This window comes from Chitinimonas arctica, from assembly GCF_007431345.1.
Lineage (GTDB): Bacteria > Pseudomonadota > Gammaproteobacteria > Burkholderiales > Chitinimonadaceae > Chitinimonas > Chitinimonas arctica.
Map to the genome: position 1 here is coordinate 3,077,022 of NZ_CP041730.1, position 21,725 is coordinate 3,098,746.

The following is a 21,725-nucleotide window of genomic DNA, read 5'->3' on the forward strand; positions in this document are numbered from 1 at the left end:
CCACAAAAAACCCGCATCTGAAAAATGCGGGTTTTTTGCTTAGACCGCCTGGTCCGGATGCTGATTGACGAAGCGCAACTCGGGCGGATAAGGGAAAAAATCTTCCACGTGCCCCGCCGTGATACGCGCCTGCCGGCTGCGCCAGAAGGCCGGGTTGAGCAGGTCGCGGTGGTGCTGCAGGAAAACCCGGCGGATTTCGTTGGGGCCCAGCAGGAAGCGGGCGAATTCCTCGGGGAACACATCGTTGCGGGCAACCGGATACCAGGGCTCGCTGGCCATTTCCATTTCCGGGCTGGGTGCTTCCGGGATTTCGCGGAAGTTGCAGTCGGTCATGTACTCGATTTCGTCATAATCGTAGAACACCACGCGGCCGTAACGGGTGATGCCGAAATTCTTGAATAGCATATCGCCGGGAAAAATATTCGCCGTGGCCAGTTCGCGGATGGCATTGCCGTAATCGGCCACCGCATGCTCCAGCTGCGCGGTGGTGGCCCGGTTGAGGAACATATTCAGCGGTTCCATGCGGCGCTCGATATACAGGTGGCGTATCACCACCTCGTGCTCGTCTTCTTCCAGCAGGCTGGGTGCGAGGGTGCGCAGCTCGGTCAGCAATTCCTCGGTAAAACGCTGCTTGGGGAGGGCGACATTGCTGAATTCAAGCGTGTCGGCCATCCGGCCCACCCGGTCGTGCTGTTTCACCAGCTGGTATTTCGCCAGCACGATCTCCTTGGTGACATCCTTGGTCGGTGCGATCTCGTCCTTGATCAGCTTGAAGACATAGGGGAAGGAGGGCAGGGTGAACACCAGCATGACCAGGCCGCGAATACCGGGCGCGACGATAAAATCGTCGCGCGAGTGGCGCAAGTGGTGCATCAGGTCGCGGTAGAACACCGTCTTGCCCTGCTTGGCCAGGCCTAGCATGGTGTACAGCTCCGCCTTGGGCTTGAAGGGCAGCATGGAGCGCAGGAAGCCGACGTAGCCCGAGGGGGAGGCCATGTCCACCATGAAATAGGCGCGATTCAGCGAGAACAGTACGGCAATCCGCCGCGGCTCCAGCAGCAGGGCGTCGAGATGGAGGCGGCCGTTCGCGTCGTGCAGCACCGGGACCGCGAAGGGGAATTCCTGGGCGCCGTTGACCGCCTTGCCGATGATATAGGCGGCCTTGTTGCGGTAGAACGCGCTGGACAGGATCTGGATCTGGTAATTGGCTTCCAGCTCCGGCCATTGGCCGCCCATATGGCGCAGCGCGGTGTCGATCGCGTAGCCGAGATCGCGCTCCAGGTCGGCGAAGGGCAGTTGCCAGCCGAAATCCCCCACGATATTGCGCAGGGTGCGGCGGAAGCTGCCGGCGCGCGGGTAGTAGCTGCGATAGGTGGGCGGGTCGGATTCGATGTACTCGGTCGAAATGGCCGGCCGCACGAAGATGAAGTCGTTGTGGAAATAGTTGCGGTGCAGGATCTTGCAGCAGACCGAGTTGAAAAAGGTTTCGGCCAGCTCGGGTTGCTTGTGGTTGACCAGCATGCCGACGAACAGCAGCTTGGCCTGCTGCCAGATATCGTCGTCCAGCCAGTCGGCGTGGAATTCTTCATGCAGGCGGGCGACGCATTCGTCCACCCGTTCGTCGTAAAAACGGATGCGCTGTTTCGAGGCGGCCTGCACGGCATGCCAGTCGGCCGCTTCGAACCGCTGTTTGGCCTGGTGGCTGACCTGCCGGAAGATGGTGTAGTGGCGGTCGAAGCCCTCGATCAGGGCTTGGGCAATGGCAATCGCCTTGGGGTGTTGGCCGGACGGGATCAGCATAAGGGTCTCTTGGCTCGGATGGGCGCGGGGCGGCCGCGCGCGGCGATATCTTCCACGCTGATCTTGCGCCATTGCCCCGGCGCCAGTTCCAGCTCCGCCAGCGACCAGGGGCCGATGGCAACCCGGATCAGGCGCAGGGTCGGCAGGCCCGCCTTGGCGGTCATGCGGCGGACCTGGCGGTTCTTGCCTTCGCGTATGGTCAGGGCAATCCAGCTGTCGGGTATCAGCTTGCGCACCCGGATAGGGGGCGTGCGGGGCCATACAGCCGGCTCAGGCAGCCGTTCGGCCAGCGCGGGCAGGGTAGTGAAGTCGCCCAGGTCCAAACCCCGCCTGAGCTGCTCCAGGGCCTGTTCCGAGGGGGTGCCCTCGACCTGCACCCAATAGGTCTTGGGCAGCTTGTGGCGGGGATCGGCGATATGGGCTTGCAGCTTGCCGTCATTGGTCAGCAGCAGCAGGCCTTCGGAGTCGGTATCGAGCCGGCCGGCCGGATAGAAGCCCGGCGCATCGATATGGTCGGACAGGGTCGGATGCAGCGAATGACCGGAGAATTGCGTGATGACGCCGTAGGGCTTGTTGAATAGGATGAGATCGGGCATGGCGTATCGGGGGTAGCGATGAGTCGATCTACACACGGGCGGCGGGTGGCTCCGCGCGCAAGGCGAGGGCTCGGCATTCACTCTTGTGTAGCGCCTCCCTGGCAGTAAGGGGGGCTTTTGCCCGATAATAGCAAGCTTACGGTGTCGAACTACCGATACATCGGCATTGTTCACAAAAGCAGACAAGCGCGGCCGTCACAAGCGGCCCTATCCCCAAGCACTCTTCAACGGAGTAGGCATGAGTACCCAATCGCATATCAATGTTCCCGCAGGCGGTCAGAAAATCGTTGCCGGACAAGCCATCCCCGACCAACCCATCATTCCCTTCATCGAAGGCGACGGTATCGGTGTCGATATCACCCCGGTGATGAAGAAGGTGGTGGATGCAGCCGTGGCCAAGGCCTATGACGGCAAGAAGCAGATCCACTGGATGGAAATCTACGCCGGCGAGAAGTCCACCAAGGTGTATGGCAGCGATGTGTGGCTGCCGGCCGAGACCATGGCCGCCCTGAAGGATTACGTGGTTTCGATCAAGGGCCCGATGACCACGCCGGTCGGCGGCGGCATCCGCTCGCTGAACGTGGCGCTGCGCCAGGAGCTGGACCTGTACACCTGCCTGCGTCCGGTACGCTACTTCGCCGGCGTGCCTTCGCCGCTGAAGCGCCCCGACCTGACCGATATGGTGATCTTCCGCGAGAACACCGAAGACATCTACGCAGGGATCGAATGGGCTGCGGAATCGGATGGCGCCAAGAAGGTCATCGCCTTCCTGCAGAATGAAATGGGCGTGAAGAAGATCCGCTTCCCCGAGACCTCGGGCATCGGCATCAAGCCGGTCTCCAAGCAGGGTACCGAGCGCCTGGTGCGCAAGGCCATCCAGTACGCGATCGACAATGGCCGCAAGAGCGTGACCATCGTGCACAAGGGCAACATCATGAAGTTCACCGAAGGTGGCTTCCGTGATTGGGCCTACGATCTGGCCAAGACCGAATTCGGCGGCGTCGAGATCGACGGCGGTCCATGGCTCAAGCTGCCGAACGGCATCGTGATCAAGGATGTGATCGCCGACGCCTTCCTGCAGCAGATCCTGCTGCGTCCGGCCGAATACGATGTGGTGGCGACGCTGAACCTGAACGGCGACTACATCTCCGACGCCCTGGCCGCTCAGGTCGGCGGTATCGGTATCGCCCCGGGCGCCAACCTGTCCGATAGCGTGGCCATGTTCGAAGCCACCCACGGCACGGCTCCCAAGTACGCCGGCCAGGACAAGGTGAACCCCGGTTCGCTGATCCTGTCGGCCGAGATGATGCTGCGCCACCTGGGCTGGACCGAGGCGGCCGACCTGATCATCAGCTCGATGGAAAAGGCCATTACCGACAAGCAGGTGACCTATGACTTCGCCCGCCTGATGGACGGTGCCACCGAAGTGAGCTGCTCGGCCTTCGGCGATGCAATGATCGCCCGCATGTGAGGATGACCCCGCCGTTCGTCGGCGGGTTCAAACAAAAAACCCCGCTTTCGCGGGGTTTTTCTTGAACAGGCGAAACGCTTAGGCAGCGTTTTGGATGTTCGAAGCTTGCTTGCCCTTAGGACCTTGGGTCAGCTCGAAGGAAACCTTCTGGCCTTCCTTCAGGGTCTTGAAGCCGTTCATGTTGATTGCGGAGAAATGCGCAAACAGGTCTTCGCCGCCGTCATCAGGAGTGATGAAGCCGAAACCTTTTGCATCATTGAACCATTTTACGGTACCGGTTGCCATTGTACTATTTCCTCAATTGCTGGTTGCTAAGTGAAAGCGGCGAGCCGCTTAGGTTTTGTTATGGTTCAAGGCTCGCAAGACTGGCACTTCTATGTACTACGACAACCGCGTACAGCCGACAGCCGGTACTAGCTACCAACTTGAATCCAAACGTTCGCCTTGTACCCCGCCGGAAATTGGCCGTCAAGCACCCCATGCGTCGAGGTGCTGGTCATGTAGGGTAAATACGTCACTTGAAATGCTGGCCGTGCGGGCCAAAATTAGATTACGGTAGCAATGCTCTCAACCCTCTTAGCGAATATGGCCATACAGAATAACGACGGCGTCGAACTCGCCAAGAACCCGACCCGAGTGAAGCCGCCGCCGATGCACAAGGTGCTGTTGCTCAACGACGATTTCACCCCCATGGAGTTCGTCGTCATTGTGTTGCAGCAGTTTTTCGGGTTGGATCGTGAACGGGCCAACCGTGTCATGCTCAAAGTACATACTGAAGGCAAAGGCGTCTGCGGGGTCTATCCTAAAGATGTCGCTGCCACCAAGGTTGCGCAGGTGATGGATTTTTCACGGCAGCATCAGCACCCGCTGCAGTGTGTAATGGAGGAAAACTGATGATTGCCCAGGAACTTGAAGTAAGCCTGCATGCGGCTTTTGTGGAGGCGCGTCAGAAACGCCATGAATACATCACGGTGGAGCACCTGCTGCTGGCCATGCTGGACAATCAGAGCGCGGCCGAGGTCCTGCGGGCCTGCGGCGCGAAGATCGACCAGCTGCGACGGGAACTGACCGACTTCGTGGCCGAGCACACGCCGCTGGTGGCCGGGTCCAGCGAGGTCGAGACGCAGCCCACGATAGGATTCCAGCGCGTGATCCAGCGCGCCATCCTGCACGTCCAATCGTCCGGCAAGAAGGAAGTCACCGGCGCGAACGTCCTGGTCGCCATTTTCGGCGAGAAGGATTCGCACGCCGTCTACTTCCTGCACCAGCAGGGCATTACCCGCCTGGACGTGGTGAACTTTATCTCGCACGGCATCAGCAAGGTGGCGCCGCAAGCCGGCGGCCACGGCGCGGCCAAGGGCAGCGAAGGCGAGCACGATGCCGAAGCCGAGCAGCAGAGCCACAGCGCGCTGGATAGCTTCACCCTCAATCTCAACCAGGCGGCCAGCCAGGGGCGCATCGACCCCTTGATCGGCCGCGACCACGAGATCGAGCGCGTCATCCAGGTGCTGTGCCGCCGCCGCAAGAACAATCCCTTGCTGGTGGGCGAGGCCGGCGTGGGCAAGACCGCCATCGCGGAAGGCCTGGCCAAGCGCATCGTGGATGGCGACGTGCCGGATATCCTGGTGGATGCCACCGTCTATTCGCTGGACATGGGCGCCCTGCTCGCCGGCACCAAGTATCGCGGCGATTTCGAGCAGCGCCTGAAGGCGGTGATCAAGCAGCTGGGCGAAGACCGCAACGGCATCCTGTTCATCGACGAGATCCATACGGTGGTGGGAGCGGGCGCGGCGTCGGGGGGCACCCTGGACGCGTCCAACCTGCTCAAGCCGGCCCTGAGCAACGGCGCGCTCAAATGCGTGGGCGCGACCACCTATACCGAATTCCGGGGCATCTTCGAGAAGGATACGGCCCTGTCGCGCCGCTTCCAGAAGATCGACGTGGCCGAGCCGAGCATCGAGCAGACGGTAGAGATCCTGAAGGGGCTGAAGAGCCGCTTCGAGGAGCACCACGGCGTCAAATACACGGCCGCGGCCCTGCATACCGCGGCCGAGCTGTCGGCCAAGTACATCAACGACCGGCATCTGCCCGATAAGGCCATCGATGTGATCGACGAGGCCGGCGCGGCGCAGAAGATCCTGCCCAAGTCGCGCCAGAAGAAGACCATCGGCAAGGGCGAGGTGGAAGAGATCGTCGCCAAGATCGCCCGCATCCCGCCGAAGAGCGTCTCCTCCGACGACCGCAACGCCCTCAAGACGCTGGATCGCGATCTGAAGAGCGTGGTGTTCGGCCAGGAGAACGCCATCGATGCCTTGGCGACCGCCATCAAGATGGCGCGCGCCGGCTTGGGCAATCCGCAAAAGCCGATCGGCTCCTTCCTGTTCAGCGGTCCGACCGGCGTGGGCAAGACCGAGGTGGCGCGGCAGCTGGCCTATACCATGGGCATCGAGCTGATCCGCTTCGATATGTCGGAGTATATGGAGCGGCACGCCGTCAGCAGATTGATCGGCGCACCGCCGGGCTATGTGGGCTTCGACCAGGGCGGCTTGCTGACGGAGGCGATCACCAAGCATCCCTACGCGGTGCTGCTGCTCGACGAGATCGAGAAAGCCCATCCGGATATCTTCAACGTGCTGTTGCAGGTGATGGACCACGGCACCTTGACCGACAATAACGGCCGCAAGGCGGATTTCCGCAATGTGATCATCGTGATGACGACCAATGCCGGCGCCGAGTCGCTCAACAAGTCCAGCATCGGCTTCACCTCCAACAAGGCGGTCGGCGACGAGATGGCCGAGATCAAGCGGCTGTTCACGCCGGAGTTCCGCAACCGGCTGGATGCCACCATCAGCTTCGCTCCGCTGAACCAGGACATCATCCTGCAGGTGGTGGACAAGTTCCTGATGCAGCTGGAGGCCCAGTTGCACGAGAAGAAGGTGGAAGCCCACTTTACCGAGGCGCTGAAGGCCTATTTGGCGAAGAAGGGTTTCGATCCGCTGATGGGCGCCCGGCCGATGGCCCGCTTGATCCAGGATACCGTCCGCAAGGCGCTGGCCGACGAGCTGCTGTTCGGCAGCCTGGCCGGTGGCGGCGAGGTCAGTATCGATATCGACGAGAACGAACAGATCCGGCTCGATATCAAGGATACGACGGCTGTTTCGGTGTGATGGTGGTCTAAATGGCAAATGCCCCGCGATGTGCGGGGCATTTGCTTTTTCAGGGCCTCGGACGCAGGCGGAGGCGTCAGGACTTCCGATGTATCGCCAACGCCGAGGGCGCCTGGCAGACCGGCATCATTTCGATCACGTTGATATTGACATGGCTGGGCAGGCTGGTGAGCCAGGCGACCGTACCGGCGATGTCTTCGGGGGTCAGCGGGGTGGTGCCTTGGTAGAGGCCGCTTGCCTTGCCTTCGTCACCCTTGAAGCGGACCTGGGAGAATTCGCTGCCGCCGGCCAGGCCCGGTTCGATGCAGCTGACCCGGATGGCGGTGCCGAATAGATCGGCCTTCAGGTTCAGGCTGAACTGGTGCACAAAGGCCTTGCTGGCGCCATAGACGTTGCCGCCGGGATAGGCATAGTCGCCGGCGATGGAGCCGATATTGATGATCTGGCCCCGATTGCGCGCCACCATGCCGGGCAGGATGGCATGGGTCACGGCGGCCAGTCCCAGGCAGTTGGTATCGATCATGGTCTGCCAGTCGTCCAGGCTGGCGCCTTGGGCTGGCGCCAGGCCCAGGGCAAGGCCGGCGTTGTTGACCAGCACATCGACCTCGGCGTAGTCCGCAGGCAGCTCGGCGATGGCGCGCTTGACCATGGCGCGGTCGGCCACATCCAGCTGCAGTGCCAGAACCTGATCCGGATAGCGGCTGGCCAGCGTCTCCAGCTTGTCGAGACGACGAGCGGCGGCAATGACGCGATAGCCCTCCTCGGCAAGCCGGACAGCGGTGGCAAGGCCGAAACCGCTACTGGCTCCGGTAACAAAGGCGATGGGTGCCGTCATCTTGTCTCCTCAATGGTTTGCGATAGTGCCGGGGTGTGACCGCCTCATGCCTGGGCGGTTCGTGACCCTGGTGATCAGGTCAGCAGGTTTTCCAAAGTGCGCCTATAAACGGCCGACAATTTGGGTACGTCGGCCACGGCAACACATTCGTTGAGCTTGTGGATGGTCGCGTTGATGGGGCCGAACTCCACCACCTGCGGGCAGATGGCGGCGATAAAACGACCATCCGAGGTGCCGCCGGTGGTGGACAGCTCGGCCTCCACCCCGGTCTCTTCGCGTATGGCGGCCTGCAGGGCATCGGAAAGGGTGCCGGGCTCGGTCAGGAAGGGGCGGCCGCTGAGGGTCCAGACGATGTTGTAGTCCAGGCCGTGCCGGTCGAGTATGGCGGCGACCCGCTCCTTCAGGCCTTCCGCGGTGCTGGCGGTGCCGAAGCGGAAATTGAATTGCGCCACCAGTTCGCCGGGGATGATATTGCCGGCGCCCGTGCCGGCATGGATATTGGAGATTTGCCAAGTGGTCGGCGGGAAGTAGGCATTGCCCTCGTCCCAGCAGGTGGCGGCCAGCTCCGCCAGTGCCGGCGCCGCCAGGTGCACGGGGTTCTTGGCCAGGTGCGGGTAGGCGATATGGCCTTGTATGCCGTAGACCGTCAGCAGGCCGGATAGCGAGCCGCGCCGGCCATTCTTGATCATGTCGCCGAAGGTGCGGGACGAAGTGGGTTCGCCGACGATGCAATAATCCATTGCTTCGCCTCGGGCGGCCAAGGTCTCGACCACCCGTACCGTACCGTCCGTCGCCGGACCTTCCTCGTCCGAGGTGATCAAAAAGGCGATGGAGCCGGCATGCTGCGGGTGGGCGGCAACGAAATCCTCTACCGCCGTCACGAAGGCGGCCAGTGAGGCCTTCATGTCGGCCGCCCCCCGGCCATACATCAGGCCGTCACGTACCGCCGGCGTAAAGGGCTCGCTATGCCATTGCTCGTGCGGGCCGGTGGGTACCACGTCGGTATGGCCGGCAAAGCAGATCAGCGGCCCTTGCTGGCCTCGGCGGGCCCAGAAATTATCCACTTCACCGTGGCGCATGCGTTCGACCTGGAAGCCGATGGCTTCCAGGCGGCGAATCATGATGTCCTGGCAGCCGGCATCGACTGGCGTGGTGGAGTTCAGGCTGATCAATTGCTGGGTAAGCGCGAGGGTGCGGTCGGTCATGTTGGGCTTGAGGGGAGCATGGTTGGCAACTGGCGGCAGGCGCCGCAGGCGGGTCAGATCAGATCTTCGTAGTGTTCCGGCTTGAAGCCCACCAAGAGGCGCTCGCCGTGTTCGAGTACGGGGCGCTTGATCAGGGAGGGCTGTTCCTGCATCAGGGCGATGGCGCTGGCGGCATCGACGACCAGCGCCTGGCGGGCAGGGTCCAGCTTGCGCCAGGTGGTGCCTTGCTTGTTCAGCAGGGTCTGCCAATCCAGCCGGGCGACCCAGCCGGCCAGCAGCTCGGCGCCGGCGCCTTCTTTCTTGAAATCGTGGAAGCTATGTTCCTGCTGGTGAGCCGTCAGCCAGGCGCGGGCCTTCTTGACGGTGTCGCAATTGGGAATGCCGTACAGTTTCATGGATTTACCGCTAGGTAGAGGGTTCAGTGCAGGTCGATATCGAAGCTGATTTCCGGCTCGGGTGCGCTGGCCGGTTCGCTGGCTTGACTTGCCCCCGTGCTTCGTTCTGCTGACGCTTCTTGCTGCGATCGGCTTCGATCTCTTCCTGCGACTGGGCGTTATTGATCAACCAGGCCAGGTTGGTGGCCGAATCGGCATTGGCCATGGCTTCGTCGTAGCTGATTTCGCCGTCCCGGTAGAGCTTGTACAGCGCCTGCTCGAAGGTTTGCGAGCCTTGATACAGGCTTTGCTCCATGGCTTCCTTCATCTGGTCGATATCGCCGCCCTTGATAAGTTCCGCGATGCGGCTGGAGTTGACCATGACTTCGACGGCGGGCGTCAGCTGCCCTTGCTTGTTCTTCACCAGACGCTGCGAGATCACCGCCTTCAAGGCCACGCTCAAGTCCATCAGCAGGCTTTCCCGCGCTTCGTGCGGGAAAAAATTGATGATGCGGTTCATCGAGTGATAACTGTTGTTGGCGTGCAGGGTGGAGACGATCAAGTGGCCGGCCTGGGCGTAGGTCAGCGCGTGCTGCATGGTCATCTTGTCGCGGATCTCGCCGATCATCAGCACGTCCGGCGCTTCGCGCATGGCGTTCTTGAGGGCGTCGGAGAAGCTGTGGGTGTCGATGCCGACTTCGCGCTGGCTGATGATGCTCTTGCGGTGCGGATAGATGTATTCGACCGGGTCCTCGATGGTGAGGATGTGGCCGGGCGTGGTGGTGTTGCGGTGTTCGATCATGGCGGTGATGGTCGAAGTCTTGCCCGAGCCGGTCGAGCCGACGACGAAGATCAGTCCGCGCTTTTCCATGATCAGGCTCTTCAGCGCATCGGGTAGCCGCAGATCGTCGATGGTGGGCGAAACCGCCTTGATGTAGCGCACCACGATGGCCATACTGCCGCGCTGCTTGAAGACATTGACGCGGAAATTCCCCACGCCCTCCACCAGGTGGCCGAAGTTCATTTCCCATTCGGCCTCGAAGGTGGACTGCTGGTCTTCGGTCATCAGCTCATAGGCCAGCGCCTTGACGTGCGAACCGTCCAGCACCTGCTTGTTGACCGGGTAGAGCACGCCCTGGATTTTGACTTGCACGGGGCTGCCGGCGGTCACGAACAGATCGCTGGCCTGGCGTTCGGACATCATCTTGAAAAAAGGGAGCAGGTTCATATCGTGTGGGCATCAGGGCGTGGAATCGTCCTGAGTTTAGCACGCATGAAAAGCGAAACCCGCCTGGGTGGGCGGGTTTCTATACGCTTATTTATAACAACGTCATTAAGCGGTCTTGGCGATTTCCTCGTCGCGCAATGCTCGCCGCAGGATCTTGCCCACGTTGGTCTTGGGCAGTTCCTTGCGGAACTCGATATGGCGGGGCATCTTGTAGCCGGTGAGGTTTTTCTTGCAGTGCTCGTGCAGCGCTTCCTCGGTCAGGCCTGGATCTTTCTTGACCACGAAGATCTTCACCACTTCGCCGGACTTTTCGTCCGGAATGCCGATGCAGGCAACCTCCAGCACGCCGGGGTGCATGGCGACCACGTCCTCGACCTCATTCGGGTAGACGTTGAAACCCGACACCAGCACCATGTCCTTCTTGCGATCGACCAGCTTGATAAAGCCGTCGGAGTGCACGATGGCCATGTCGCCGGTGGCCAGCCAGCCATCGGCATCCAGGCATTTGGCCGTTTCTTCCGGGCGGTTCCAGTAGCCCTTCATGACCTGCGGACCTTTCACCCAAAGCTCGCCCGGCTCGTCGAAACCCAGTTCCTTGCCTTCGGCATCGCGTACCTGGATGTCGGTGGACGGGATGGGTAGGCCGATGGCGCCGTTGTAGGCTTTCAGATGCATGGGATTGATACAGGCGGCCGGCGACGTTTCGGTCAGGCCATAGGCTTCGATCAGCGGCACGCCGGTCGATTTCTTCCAGTTTTCCGCCACCGCGCGTTGCACCGCCATGCCGCCGCCCAGCGCCAGCTTCCAGGTGCTGAAATCGAGCTTGAGGAAATCGGCATTGTTCAGCAGGGCGTTGAACAGGGTGTTGACGCCGGTCATGCAGGTGATGGGGAAGTGGCTCAACGCCTCGACAAAGGCGGGGATATCGCGCGGATTGGTGATCAGCACGTTCAGGCCGCCGATCTTGGAGAACACCATGCAGTTCGCCGTCAGGCAGAAGATATGGTAGAGCGGCAGGGCGCAGACGATGACTTCCTTGCCTTCCTCGACCAGCGGCTTCAGCCAGGCATGGGCCTGCTGCATATTGGCGATGATATTGCCATGGGTCAGCATGGCGCCCTTGGAGACGCCGGTGGTGCCGCCGGTATATTGCAGGAAGGCGATATCGTCGTGGCCGACCGCAACCTTCTTCAGTTCGTGGCGGCTGCCGCGGCTGAGGGCGCCCTTGAAGCTGACGGCTTGCGGCAGCGAATAGGCCGGCACCATCTTCTTGACGTGCTTGAGCAGCAGGCTGATCACGCTGCCCTTCAGGCCCAGCAGGTCGCCCATTTCGGTGACGATGACGTTCTTGACCTGGGTGCGGCCCACCACTTCGGCCAGCACGTGGGCGAAGTTGGCGACGATGATGATGGTGGTGGCGCCCGAGTCCTTCAGCTGATGTTCCAGCTCGCGCGGGGTGTAGAGCGGGTTGACGTTCACGGCGGTAAGGCCGGCCCGGAGCACGCCGAAGACGCAGATGGGGTACTGCAGCAGATTGGGCATCATGATGGCGACGCGTTCGCCCTTGCCCAATTTCAGCTCATGTTGCAAAAACGCACCAAGATCACGCGAGGCGGTATCGATTTCGCCGTAATTCATCGTGCGCGATGCGAACTTGATCGCGTTGGAGAAGGCGGGACGGTCACGGAATTTCTGCGCGCTTTTCTCGAAAACTTCACCGGCCGACTGAAATTCATCGAGGTCGATCTCGGCGGGCACGCCCGGTTGGTACTGGTTCAACCAGATTCTTTCCATCTTTTGTTGTCTCCGTGTCTGGTGATCTATTCCGTTGCCTGTATGGCAGGGACGGCGTCCTGGTGCGCCACCGAATGCACTCTACCGGAATAGCCAAAGCGCCGCCAAGTGCCTGCCAAGCACCTGCTCGGTCAATACAACAAGCCGTTGGGGTTCCGTTTCCGTCGCTAAGTGGCTAAAATAGCGGGGATTTCAATTCTTTAAGTAATTTGAAGTGGGCTCGAGGGCCCATTTTTTATTTCTGCGACGCTATGAACATGCAAAGTTTGTTGGACACCACGCTCCCTGGGCTCGGCTATGAACTGGTCGACCTGGAGCACGGCCGTGACGGTCTGGTGCGGGTGTTTATCGACAGCCCGGCGGGTATCACCCTGGATGACTGCGTGAAGGTGAGCAACCACCTCTCGCATTTGTTCACCGTCGAGAACATTCCGTACGAGCGGCTGGAGATTTCCTCTCCCGGCCTGGACCGCCCGCTCAAGAAGGAGGCCGACTTCACGCGTTTCGCCGGCCAGCAGGTGAAGCTGAAGCTGCGTGTTCCGCTGGAGGGCGGCAGAAAGACGCTGCAGGGCGAGTTGAAGGGTATCTCGGACGGCAAGGTCGAGGTGTTGGTCGGTCCGGATCAGCTGGTGGCGGTGCCGCTGGCGCAGATCGACAAGGCTCGGTTGGTGCCAGAGTTCTGAATGCAAGAAAAAGATGCTAAGAGATTGGGGCTAGTGCCCGGAGCAATACGGTTGGAGGTATTCGAGAAATGAGTCGTGAAATCCTGTTGCTGGTCGATGCCTTGGCGCGTGAAAAAAACGTCATGCCCGATATCGTGTTCGGCGCGCTGGAAATGGCGCTGGCCTCGGCCACCAAGAAACGTTACACCGATGATGTCGATGTACGCGTCGCCATTGACCGCGTAAGCGGCGATTACGAGAGCTTCCGTCGTTGGGAGGTGGTTGAGGACAACGACCACGAAGAGCCTTCCCGTCAGTTCGCGATTACCGATGTCAATGAAAAAGGCCTGAAGCTGGTCGTGGGCGACTTCTACGAAGAACCGCTCGAGCCCATCGAGTTCGGCCGGATCGGCGCGCAAACCGCCAAGCAGGTGATCCTGCAGCGCATACGCGATGCCGAACGCGAGCAGATCCTCAACGACTTTCTGGATCGCAAGGAACACCTGGTTACCGGCACCATCAAGCGGATAGAGCGCGGCAACGCCATCGTGGAAGTGGGCAAGCTGGAAGCCAAGCTGCCGCGCGAGCATATGATCCCGAAGGAAAACCTGCGGGTGGGCGACCGCGTGCGTGCCTACCTGGTGAAGATCGATCGCGACGGCCGTGGCGCCCAGCTGATCCTCAGCCGCACCGTGCCGGAATTCATTGCCAAGTTGTTCGAGCTGGAAGTGCCCGAGATCGAGGAAGGCCTGATCGAGATCCGCGGCGCCGCGCGCGACCCGGGCGCCCGCGCCAAGATCGCCGTCAAGTCGAACGATCCGCGGGTCGATCCGCAAGGTACCTGTATCGGCATGCGCGGTTCGCGGGTGCAGGCGGTGACCGGCGAACTGGCCGGCGAGCGGGTCGATATCGTGCTGTGGTCGGCCGATCCCGCCCAGTTCGTGCTGGGTGCGCTTGCACCGGCCGAAGTGCAGAAGATCATGGTCGATGAGGAAAGCCACAGCATGGATGTGGCGGTAGACGAGGAAAACCTCGCCATGGCCATCGGCCGTGGCGGTCAGAACGTGCGCCTCGCCGCCGAACTGACCGGCTGGAACCTCAACATCATGACGCTGGAACAGGTCGAGCAGAAACACGAGGTGGAGTACGCCAAGGTGCGCGAGCTGTTCATGGCGGCCTTGGATGTGGACGAAGAAGTGGCGGGAATCCTGGTGCAGGAAGGCTTCGGCACCCTGGAAGAAGTTGCCTACGTACCGCTGAACGAGATGCTGGATATCGACGGCTTCGATGAGAACCTGGTGAACGAACTGCGCAGCCGTGCTCGCGATTCGCTGCTGACCCAGGCCATCGCCAAGGAAGAGCAAGTCGAGAACAGCGTCGAGGAATTGCAGCACCTTGAGGGTATGAGCCCGGAAATCGCTCGTGCCCTCGCCAGCAACGGCATTGCCACGCGCGATGATCTGGCCGAGCTGGCGGTGGATGAGTTGGTCGAGATGACCGATATGAATGCTGAAGCTGCCAAACAATTGATTATGACCGCCCGCGCCCATTGGTTCGAGCAGCAGTAAGCCGGACACGGCCAGGAGACGGATCAAGGATGAATCAAATGAATGTTAGCCAATTTGCGGCTGATCTAAGAATGCCACCACAACACTTGCTGGACCAGCTGCGCGCTGCCGGGGTGGAGAAGGCTGGCGTCGATGATGCGCTGACCGAGCAAGACAAGACCAAGTTGCTGGCGCACCTGCGCAGCGTGCATGGCTCCGCCATGGACAAGCCCAAGGTGATGCTGGGGCGCAAGCAGACCAGCGAAATCAAGAAGTCCGATGCGACCGGCAAGAACCGCACCATCCAGGTCGAGGTGAAGAAGAAGCGCGTGCTGTTGGCGCCTGAAGCCTCCGGCGGTGCGGCCCAGCAGGCCGAGCAGGAACACGAGGCGATGGCCGCCGAGCCGGTCCAGCACGTGGCCGAGGTGGAAGCCGAGCCCGCGCCTGTGCCGGCCGCGCCGGAGCCGGTCGTGGCCGAGGTCGTCGAAGTGGCGCCGCAGCCGGAACCCGCCCCCGTGGTGGTCGCTCCCGCGCCGGCACCCGAGCCGGTAGCCGAACCCGAGCCGGTAGCCGCTGCGCCCAAGGACGAGCCGGTTGCCGCCGAGCCGGCGGTCAATCCGCTGTCGCGCGCCGCGGTGCTGGGTCAGGCCGAGCTGGACTCGCGTGAAATACAGGCCGCGCGTCAGCGTGCCCTGTTCGAGCGCCAGGCCGCCGACATCAAGGCCAAGCAAGATAGGGAATTGAACCGCAAGGCCGCTCAGGAAGCCGCCGTGAAGGCTGCTGCCGATGCCGCCGCCGCCGCCGCTGCGCCCAAGCCGGTCGCTGCGCCGACGGAACACACTTTGCATCGTGCGGCGCCGAAGCCGGGCGACGTGAAGAAGGATGCCAAGAAGGACGCCAAGCCGGCGCCGGCCGACGCCAAGAAGGCCGCCGCACCCGCCAAGGATGGCTGGGGTGATGGCGCCAAGCGTCGCGGTGGTCTCAAGACCCGTGGCGGCGATACCGGTGGCGCTTGGAAGAGCGGCAAGAAGGGTGGCCGCAACCGTGGCGGCAACGACGACAACGCGCACGCCTTCCAGGCACCGACCGAGCCGATTTCGCGCGAGATCGATGTGCCGGAGACCGTTTCGGTCGCCGATCTGGCCCACAAGATGTCGGTCAAGGCTGCCGAAGTCATCAAGGTCCTGATGAAGATGGGCATGATGGTGACCATCAACCAGGTACTGGACCAGGAAACGGCCATGATCGTGGTCGAAGAAATGGGTCACCAGGCCTTGGCCGCCCGTCTCGACGATCCGGAAACCTACTTGGACAGCAGCGAGAAGCAGGAACATGCGCTGATGCCGCGTGCGCCGGTCGTGACCGTGATGGGTCACGTCGACCATGGCAAGACCTCGCTGCTGGACTATATCCGCCGCGCCAAGGTTGCCGCCGGCGAAGCGGGTGGCATTACCCAGCATATCGGCGCTTATCACGTCCAGACCGAGAAGGGCATGATCACCTTCCTCGACACCCCGGGTCACGAAGCGTTTACCGCCATGCGTGCCCGTGGTGCCTCGGCGACCGACATCGTGGTGCTGGTGGTGGCCGCCGATGACGGCGTGATGCCGCAGACCATTGAAGCCATCCACCATGCCAAGGCCGCCAAGGTGCCTATCGTGGTGGCGGTGAACAAGATGGACAAGCCCGGTGCCAATATGGAGCGGGTTCGCCAGGAACTGGTAGCGCACGAAGTGGTACCCGAGGAATGGGGCGGCAACACCCAGTTCATCGAGGTATCGGCCAAGATGGGTACCAATATCGATGGCCTGCTGGACGCCATCCTGTTGCAGGCTGAAGTGCTGGAACTGACGGCGCCGGTCGATGCGCCGGCCAAGGGCCTGATCATCGAAGCACGCCTGGACAAGGGCCGCGGCCCGGTGTCCACCATGCTGGTCCAGTCCGGTACCCTGCGCAAAGGCGATGTGGTGTTGGCCGGCGGCGTGTTCGGTAAAGTGCGCGCCATGCTGGACGAGAGCGGCAAGAGCATCAACGAAGCCGGCCCGTCCATTCCGGTCGAAATCCTGGGCCTGTCCGAAGTGCCGAATGCCGGCGAAGACGCCATGGTGCTCAGCGACGAGAAGAAGGCGCGTGAAATCGCCCTGTTCCGCCAAGGCAAGTTCCGCGATGTGAAGCTGGCCAAGCAGCAAGCCGCCAAGATGGAAAACTTGATGGCGCATATGGCCGAGGGCGAAGTCCAAAGCCTGCCCATCATCATCAAGGCCGACGTGCAAGGTTCCTTCGAGGCGCTGTCGCAAAGCCTGCAGAAGCTTTCCACCAGCGAAGTGCGGGTCAATATCCTGCACTCCGGCGTGGGCGGCATCACCGAATCCGACGTCAATCTGGCGCTGGCTTCCAAGGCCGTCATCATCGGCTTCAACGTGCGTGCCGATGCCACCGCGCGCAAGCTGGCCGAGAACGAAGGCGTGGACATCCGCTACTACAACATCATCTATGACGCTGTGGATGAAGTGAAAGCGGCCCTGTCCGGCATGCTGGTGCCGGAGAAGCGCGAGCAGATCATCGGCCAGGTCGATATCCGCCAGGTCTTCACCGTCTCCAAGGTCGGCTCCATCGCCGGCTGTCTGGTGTTGGACGGCGTGGTCAAGCGCAATGCCGGCGTCCGCCTGCTGCGCAACCACGTGGTTATCCACCAGGGCGAACTTGAAAGCCTCAAGCGCTTCAAGGATGACGTCAAGGAAGCCAAGGCCGGTTTCGAATGCGGTCTGCAATTGAAGAACTTCAACGACATCCAGGTGGGCGACCAACTGGAAGTGTTCGAGATCATCGAAATCGCCCGTACCCTGTAATTCCTAATCGGGAAGGGCGAAGGGGGAAGCGGGAGGGCGCAATAGCGACTCTTCTTCTTCCCCCTTCACCCTTTCCAGGACACTCAAAAATGGCCAAAGCCTTTACCCGTTCCGACCGAGTGGCCCAGCAGATGCAGCGTGAGCTGGCAGAACTGATCCGGCTCGAATTGAAAGACCCCCGCATCGGCATGGTGACACTGACCGGCGTGGAAGTGACCCGCGATATGAGCCATGCCACGGTGTTCTACACCCTGATGCAAGGCGAAGCGGAAGAATCGCAATTCACCCTGAACCGCTCGTCCGGCTGGTTGCGCAGCGAGCTTTCCAAGCGCATCAAGCTGTTCAAGATGCCTGAACTGCATTTCGAATACGACCGCTCGGTGGAGTACGGCATGTCCCTGGACAAGCTGATTGACCAAGCCATGCAAACCACCAGCCCGGCCGACGATGAAGCAGACGCAGATAAAAAGGATTAAACGGCCGCTGCACGGCGTACTGTTGCTGGACAAGCCCTTGGGCTGTTCCAGCAACCAGGCGCTGCAGAAGTGCCGATGGCTGTTGCAGGCGGAGAAGGGCGGCCATACCGGCGTGCTGGATCCGCTGGCGACGGGCCTGTTGCCGCTGTGTTTCGGTGATGCGACCAAGTTCGCCCAGCGCATGCTGGATGCCGACAAGCGTTACCTGGCCAGCATCAAGCTGGGCGCGACCACCACTACCGGCGACCTCGAAGGCGAGGTGGTGCGGACCAGGCCGGTTGCGGTAAGCGAGGCGATGCTGGCGGAGGCGGTCGAACGATTCACCGGCGAGATCGAGCAGATTCCGCCGATGTACTCCGCCCTCAAGCACGAAGGCAAGGCCTTGTATGAATACGCCCGGGCCGGCCAGACAATCGAACGGCCCGCCCGCCGCATCACCATTTATGGCATCGAGGTACTGCGTTTCGATGGCGATGAACTGGTGCTGGATGTGCGCGCCAGCAAGGGGACGTATATCCGTACCCTGGCCGAGGATATGGGCGAGTTGCTGGGCTGCGGCGCGCACCTGTTCGGTTTGCGCCGGACGGCGACCGCAGGGTTCCGTCTGGAGGATGCCGTTTCGCTGGAAGCGTTCGAAGCATTGACGCTGGAACAGCGCGATGCCCGGTTGCTGCCTGCCGACAGCCTGCTGGCCGATCTGCCTGCCGTGCAGCTGGACGGCGCCGCGACGGCGAAACTAACCCACGGATTATCCGTGCGTTTTCCCGGCAAGGATGAGACAATCGCGGGCTTGCGCATTTATGGTGATACGGGCGCGGCCGAGCCGATTTTTCTCGGGCTTGGCGAATTGCGTGACAATGTCCTGTATCCGCGCAGATTGCTATCGACCGTGGTTCACAGTTGATGGCGATCGCCGCCGGCCTGGCCGGTGGAACCAAGGCTGTATAAGGGAGCCGGGAGGGGTTGCTGCATAGGACAGGACTCGCCCTGCTCGACTGCACCATGTGGTGCTTTTGTATGTTGGAGTATTAAAAATGGCAGTTACCGTCGAACAAAAAGCAGAGATCGTCAAACAATACCAGCGCGCCGAAGGCGACACCGGTTCCACCGAAGTCCAAGTGGCACTGCTGACTGCTCGTATCAATGGCCTGACCGGTCACTTCAAGGCTAACGCCAAGGACAACCACAGCCGTCGTGGCCTGCTGAAGATGGTTAATCAGCGCCGCAAGCTGCTGGCCTACTTCAAGCGCACCAATCTGGACGGCTATCGCGAACTGATCGCCCGCCTGGGTCTGCGTAAGTAAACGTACCCCCTGAAGCCGCTGCTCACCGCAGCGGCTTTTTGTTTTTCAGGCTACTGTTTTCCGTATACGTATTCTGTGGGGTGTGAAGTGGTTCCGGCCACGCCCCGCGGCTAGCAACTGGCTGGAACCCCGGCGCCGGGTAAACACCCGGACTCAGCGCGCCGGCGGAAAAGGGTCATTCACGCTGAGAATGACCAGTTGAAAAGGAAGAAAAGCGTGTTCAATCGCATCTCCAAATCGTTTGCCTACGGCAAGCATACCGTTACGCTCGCCACCGGCGAGATTGCCCGTCAGGCCTCCGGCGCCGTGTTGGTGTCGATGGACGACACCGTGGTGCTGGTTACCGTCGTGGGTGCCAAGAATGTCAAACCGGGTCAGGACTTCTTCCCGCTGACCGTCGATTACCAAGAGCGTACCTATGCCGCCGGCAAGATCCCCGGTGGCTTCTTCAAGCGCGAAGGCCGCCCATCAGAAAAAGAAATCCTGACCTCGCGCCTGATCGATCGCCCGATCCGTCCGCTGTTCCCCGATGCTTTCTACAATGAAATCCAGATCGTCGCGACCGTGATGTCGGTCGATCCGGAAATCGATCCCGATATTCCTGCCCTGATCGGCGCTTCCGCCGCGCTGGCCATCTCGGGTCTGCCCTTCCAAGGTCCTATCGGCGCCGCCCGCGTGGGCTACGCCGACGGCCAGTACCTGCTGAACCCGACCAAGGCCGAACTGGCCGGCTCGGCGCTGGACCTGGTTGTAGCCGGTACCGCCAACGCGGTGCTGATGGTGGAATCCGAAGCCCAGGAATTGTCCGAATCCGTGATGCTGGGCGCCGTGGTGTTCGGCCACGAGCAGATGCAAGCCGCGATCAAGGCCATCAATGAGCTGGCCGACGAAGTGGATCCGGAAGTCTGGGACTGGCAAGCACCGGCCGCCGACGAAGCATTGACGGCGCAGATCGCGGAATTGGCCAACGAAGGCCTGAAGCTGGCCTTCCGCATTCCGCAAAAGCAATCGCGCGTCGCGCAGATCAACGATACCTGGGCCAAGGTCAAGGCCGCCCTGATCGACGAAACGACCGATACCTCGCGTGCCAACCAGATCAAGGATATCTTCCACGGTCTGGAAGCCAAGATCGTGCGCCACCAGATCCTGGACGGCTATCCACGCATCGACGGCCGCGATACCCGTACCGTGCGCCCCATCGAAATCCGCACCGGCGTATTGCCGCGCACCCACGGTTCCGCCCTGTTCACGCGCGGCGAAACCCAAGGGATGGTGATCGCCACCCTGGGTACCAAGCTGGATGAGCAAAAGATCGATGCCCTGATGGGCGAGTACACCGATCGCTTTATGCTGCATTACAACTTCCCTCCCTACTCGACCGGCGAAACCGGCCGCGTGGGCACGCCGAAGCGCCGTGAAATCGGCCATGGCCGCTTGGCCAAGCGGGCGTTGATCGCCGTGCTGCCCAAGAAGGAAGATTTCAGCTACTCCATGCGCGTCGTCTCGGAAATCACCGAGTCGAACGGTTCTTCCTCGATGGCTTCGGTTTGCGGCGGCAGCCTGGCGCTGATGGATGCCGGCGTGCCGCTGAAGGCGCACGTGGCCGGTATCGCCATGGGCCTGATCAAGGAAGGCAACCGCTTCGCCGTGCTGTCCGACATCCTCGGCGACGAAGATCACCTCGGCGATATGGACTTCAAGGTGGCCGGTACCGAGAACGGTGTGACCGCGCTGCAGATGGACATCAAGATCGACGGCATCACCAAGGAAATCATGCGGGTTGCGCTGGACCAGGCGCAAGAAGGCCGTCTGCATATCCTCGGCATCATGAAGGGTTCGCTGGACCACGCCCGCGAAGAAGTGTCGCAACATGCGCCACGCCTGTACGTCATGAAGATCAATCCGGAAAAGATCCGTGACGTGATCGGCAAGGGCGGCGCGGTTATCCGTGCCCTGACCGAAGAAACCGGCACCCAGATCGATATCGGCGAAGACGGCACCATCACCATCGCATCCGTTTCCAGCGAAGGTGCCGAAATGGCCAAGAAGCGCATCGAGCAGATCACCGCCGAAGTGGAAATCGGCAAGATCTACGAAGGCCCCGTGGTCAAGATCCTGGACAAGAACGTCGGCGCCATTGTGCAGATCATGCCGGGCCGCGATGGTCTGGTGCATGTCTCGCAAATCGCCAACGAACGGGTCAACAACGTTGCCGACTACCTGAAGGAAGGCCAGATCGTACGCGTCAAGGCCCTCGAACAGGACGAAAAGGGTCGCATCCGCCTCAGTATCAAGGCGGCTCAGGCTGACGAAGGCGCGCCCGCCGCGCCGGTGACCGAAGCCTGATTTTCCGGCGCCTGGCGCGAAAGCGCCGCGCGCTGGAGTAATCAAATAAAAAACGCCACGGGACAAAACCC

18 protein-coding genes are annotated in these 21,725 nt (G+C 61.5%); 10 read left to right on the forward strand and 8 right to left on the reverse strand.

The features are described from left to right. Window positions 1-39 precede the first annotated feature (39 nt). Both aceK and FNU76_RS13895 read right to left on the reverse strand, forming a co-directional pair. Window positions 40-1,800 (reverse strand): bifunctional isocitrate dehydrogenase kinase/phosphatase, encoded by a 1,761-nt coding sequence (gene aceK, locus FNU76_RS13890; RefSeq protein ID WP_144278755.1) that lies wholly within the window; start codon window positions 1,798-1,800, stop codon window positions 40-42. Beyond that, a complete protein-coding gene (locus FNU76_RS13895) occupies window positions 1,794-2,396 on the reverse strand; it encodes a pseudouridine synthase (protein WP_144278756.1) in 603 nt (200 codons plus the stop codon). Before FNU76_RS13895 ends, aceK begins: the two co-directional genes overlap by 7 nt. A gap of 238 nt (window positions 2,397-2,634) precedes the next feature. On the opposite strand from FNU76_RS13895, the gene icd reads away from it, so the two are divergent. Then, the gene (gene icd, locus FNU76_RS13900) at window positions 2,635-3,867 is read left to right on the forward strand and encodes an NADP-dependent isocitrate dehydrogenase (RefSeq protein WP_144278757.1); all 1,233 of its coding nucleotides are present in this window, start codon (window positions 2,635-2,637) and stop codon (window positions 3,865-3,867) included. Window positions 3,868-3,945: 78 nt separating this feature from the next. On the opposite strand, the gene FNU76_RS13905 is transcribed toward icd, so the two are convergent. Further along, window positions 3,946-4,152, reverse strand: coding sequence for a cold-shock protein (locus tag FNU76_RS13905; RefSeq protein WP_144278758.1), 207 nt, complete (start codon window positions 4,150-4,152; stop codon window positions 3,946-3,948). A gap of 300 nt (window positions 4,153-4,452) precedes the next feature. Between FNU76_RS13905 and clpS the strand changes: the two genes are divergently transcribed. Both clpS and clpA read left to right on the forward strand, forming a co-directional pair. Next, complete coding sequence (gene clpS / locus FNU76_RS13910; RefSeq protein ID WP_144280678.1) at window positions 4,453-4,761, forward strand: ATP-dependent Clp protease adapter ClpS; 309 nt, start codon at window positions 4,453-4,455, stop codon at window positions 4,759-4,761. Next, the gene (gene clpA, locus FNU76_RS13915; RefSeq protein WP_144278759.1) at window positions 4,761-7,034 is read left to right on the forward strand and encodes an ATP-dependent Clp protease ATP-binding subunit ClpA; all 2,274 of its coding nucleotides are present in this window, start codon (window positions 4,761-4,763) and stop codon (window positions 7,032-7,034) included. Before clpS ends, clpA begins: the two co-directional genes overlap by 1 nt. A 76-nt stretch (window positions 7,035-7,110) precedes the next feature. On the opposite strand, the gene FNU76_RS13920 is transcribed toward clpA, so the two are convergent. The 5 genes from FNU76_RS13920 to FNU76_RS13940 form a co-directional block, all read right to left on the reverse strand. Then, a complete protein-coding gene (locus tag FNU76_RS13920) occupies window positions 7,111-7,869 on the reverse strand; it encodes an SDR family NAD(P)-dependent oxidoreductase (RefSeq protein WP_144278760.1) in 759 nt (252 codons plus the stop codon). A gap of 74 nt (window positions 7,870-7,943) precedes the next feature. Next, on the reverse strand, window positions 7,944-9,074 hold the full coding sequence (dapE, locus tag FNU76_RS13925) for a succinyl-diaminopimelate desuccinylase (RefSeq protein ID WP_144278761.1): 1,131 nt from the start codon (window positions 9,072-9,074) through the stop codon (window positions 7,944-7,946). A 53-nt stretch (window positions 9,075-9,127) separates the two neighbouring features. Next, window positions 9,128-9,469, reverse strand: coding sequence for an ArsC family reductase (locus FNU76_RS13930; protein ID WP_144278762.1), 342 nt, complete (start codon window positions 9,467-9,469; stop codon window positions 9,128-9,130). Between the two features lie 10 nt (window positions 9,470-9,479). Further along, window positions 9,480-10,676 carry a PilT/PilU family type 4a pilus ATPase gene (locus tag FNU76_RS13935; RefSeq protein ID WP_144278763.1) on the reverse strand — a complete coding sequence of 399 codons (1,197 nt, stop codon included), beginning with the start codon at window positions 10,674-10,676 and terminating at the stop codon, window positions 9,480-9,482. Between the two features lie 105 nt (window positions 10,677-10,781). Then, complete coding sequence (locus FNU76_RS13940) at window positions 10,782-12,470, reverse strand: AMP-binding protein (protein WP_144278764.1); 1,689 nt, start codon at window positions 12,468-12,470, stop codon at window positions 10,782-10,784. A gap of 251 nt (window positions 12,471-12,721) precedes the next feature. Between FNU76_RS13940 and rimP the strand changes: the two genes are divergently transcribed. The 7 genes from rimP to pnp all read left to right on the forward strand — a co-directional run bounded on the left by rimP (window position 12,722) and on the right by pnp (window position 21,654). Then, entirely contained in the window at window positions 12,722-13,153 is a 432-nt protein-coding gene (gene rimP / locus FNU76_RS13945) for a ribosome maturation factor RimP (RefSeq protein WP_144278765.1), read from the forward strand. Between the two features lie 68 nt (window positions 13,154-13,221). Beyond that, window positions 13,222-14,700, forward strand: coding sequence for a transcription termination factor NusA (nusA, locus tag FNU76_RS13950; RefSeq protein ID WP_144278766.1), 1,479 nt, complete (start codon window positions 13,222-13,224; stop codon window positions 14,698-14,700). 29 nt (window positions 14,701-14,729) lie between these two features. Next, window positions 14,730-17,528 carry a translation initiation factor IF-2 gene (gene infB / locus FNU76_RS13955; protein ID WP_144278767.1) on the forward strand — a complete coding sequence of 933 codons (2,799 nt, stop codon included), beginning with the start codon at window positions 14,730-14,732 and terminating at the stop codon, window positions 17,526-17,528. An 89-nt stretch (window positions 17,529-17,617) separates the two neighbouring features. Then, window positions 17,618-18,004, forward strand: a complete 387-nt coding sequence (rbfA, locus tag FNU76_RS13960; protein ID WP_144278768.1) for a 30S ribosome-binding factor RbfA — start codon at window positions 17,618-17,620, stop codon at window positions 18,002-18,004. Then, the gene (truB, locus tag FNU76_RS13965) at window positions 17,976-18,908 is read left to right on the forward strand and encodes a tRNA pseudouridine(55) synthase TruB (protein ID WP_144278769.1); all 933 of its coding nucleotides are present in this window, start codon (window positions 17,976-17,978) and stop codon (window positions 18,906-18,908) included. Before rbfA ends, truB begins: the two co-directional genes overlap by 29 nt. Window positions 18,909-19,038: 130 nt before the next feature. Further along, window positions 19,039-19,308, forward strand: a complete 270-nt coding sequence (gene rpsO / locus FNU76_RS13970; protein ID WP_144278770.1) for a 30S ribosomal protein S15 — start codon at window positions 19,039-19,041, stop codon at window positions 19,306-19,308. Between the two features lie 216 nt (window positions 19,309-19,524). Further along, window positions 19,525-21,654 carry a polyribonucleotide nucleotidyltransferase gene (gene pnp, locus FNU76_RS13975; protein ID WP_144278771.1) on the forward strand — a complete coding sequence of 710 codons (2,130 nt, stop codon included), beginning with the start codon at window positions 19,525-19,527 and terminating at the stop codon, window positions 21,652-21,654. Window positions 21,655-21,725: the final 71 nt, after the last annotated feature.

What these genes read in the sequence shown, in the direction of transcription:
- aceK (WP_144278755.1), bottom strand. Translation starts at nt 1,800, where the DNA reads ATGCTGATCCCGTCCGGCCAACACCCCAAGGCGATTGCCATTGCCCAA.
- rpsO (WP_144278770.1), top strand. Translation starts at nt 19,039, where the DNA reads ATGGCAGTTACCGTCGAACAAAAAGCAGAGATCGTCAAACAATACCAG.
- FNU76_RS13935 (WP_144278763.1), bottom strand. Translation starts at nt 10,676, where the DNA reads ATGAACCTGCTCCCTTTTTTCAAGATGATGTCCGAACGCCAGGCCAGC.
- FNU76_RS13895 (WP_144278756.1), bottom strand. Translation starts at nt 2,396, where the DNA reads ATGCCCGATCTCATCCTATTCAACAAGCCCTACGGCGTCATCACGCAA.
- dapE (WP_144278761.1), bottom strand. Translation starts at nt 9,074, where the DNA reads ATGACCGACCGCACCCTCGCGCTTACCCAGCAATTGATCAGCCTGAAC.
- icd (WP_144278757.1), top strand. Translation starts at nt 2,635, where the DNA reads ATGAGTACCCAATCGCATATCAATGTTCCCGCAGGCGGTCAGAAAATC.
- clpA (WP_144278759.1), top strand. Translation starts at nt 4,761, where the DNA reads ATGATTGCCCAGGAACTTGAAGTAAGCCTGCATGCGGCTTTTGTGGAG.
- FNU76_RS13940 (WP_144278764.1), bottom strand. Translation starts at nt 12,470, where the DNA reads ATGGAAAGAATCTGGTTGAACCAGTACCAACCGGGCGTGCCCGCCGAG.
- infB (WP_144278767.1), top strand. Translation starts at nt 14,730, where the DNA reads ATGAATCAAATGAATGTTAGCCAATTTGCGGCTGATCTAAGAATGCCA.
- rbfA (WP_144278768.1), top strand. Translation starts at nt 17,618, where the DNA reads ATGGCCAAAGCCTTTACCCGTTCCGACCGAGTGGCCCAGCAGATGCAG.
- clpS (WP_144280678.1), top strand. Translation starts at nt 4,453, where the DNA reads ATGGCCATACAGAATAACGACGGCGTCGAACTCGCCAAGAACCCGACC.
- FNU76_RS13905 (WP_144278758.1), bottom strand. Translation starts at nt 4,152, where the DNA reads ATGGCAACCGGTACCGTAAAATGGTTCAATGATGCAAAAGGTTTCGGC.
- FNU76_RS13930 (WP_144278762.1), bottom strand. Translation starts at nt 9,469, where the DNA reads ATGAAACTGTACGGCATTCCCAATTGCGACACCGTCAAGAAGGCCCGC.
- FNU76_RS13920 (WP_144278760.1), bottom strand. Translation starts at nt 7,869, where the DNA reads ATGACGGCACCCATCGCCTTTGTTACCGGAGCCAGTAGCGGTTTCGGC.
- nusA (WP_144278766.1), top strand. Translation starts at nt 13,222, where the DNA reads ATGAGTCGTGAAATCCTGTTGCTGGTCGATGCCTTGGCGCGTGAAAAA.
- rimP (WP_144278765.1), top strand. Translation starts at nt 12,722, where the DNA reads ATGAACATGCAAAGTTTGTTGGACACCACGCTCCCTGGGCTCGGCTAT.
- truB (WP_144278769.1), top strand. Translation starts at nt 17,976, where the DNA reads ATGAAGCAGACGCAGATAAAAAGGATTAAACGGCCGCTGCACGGCGTA.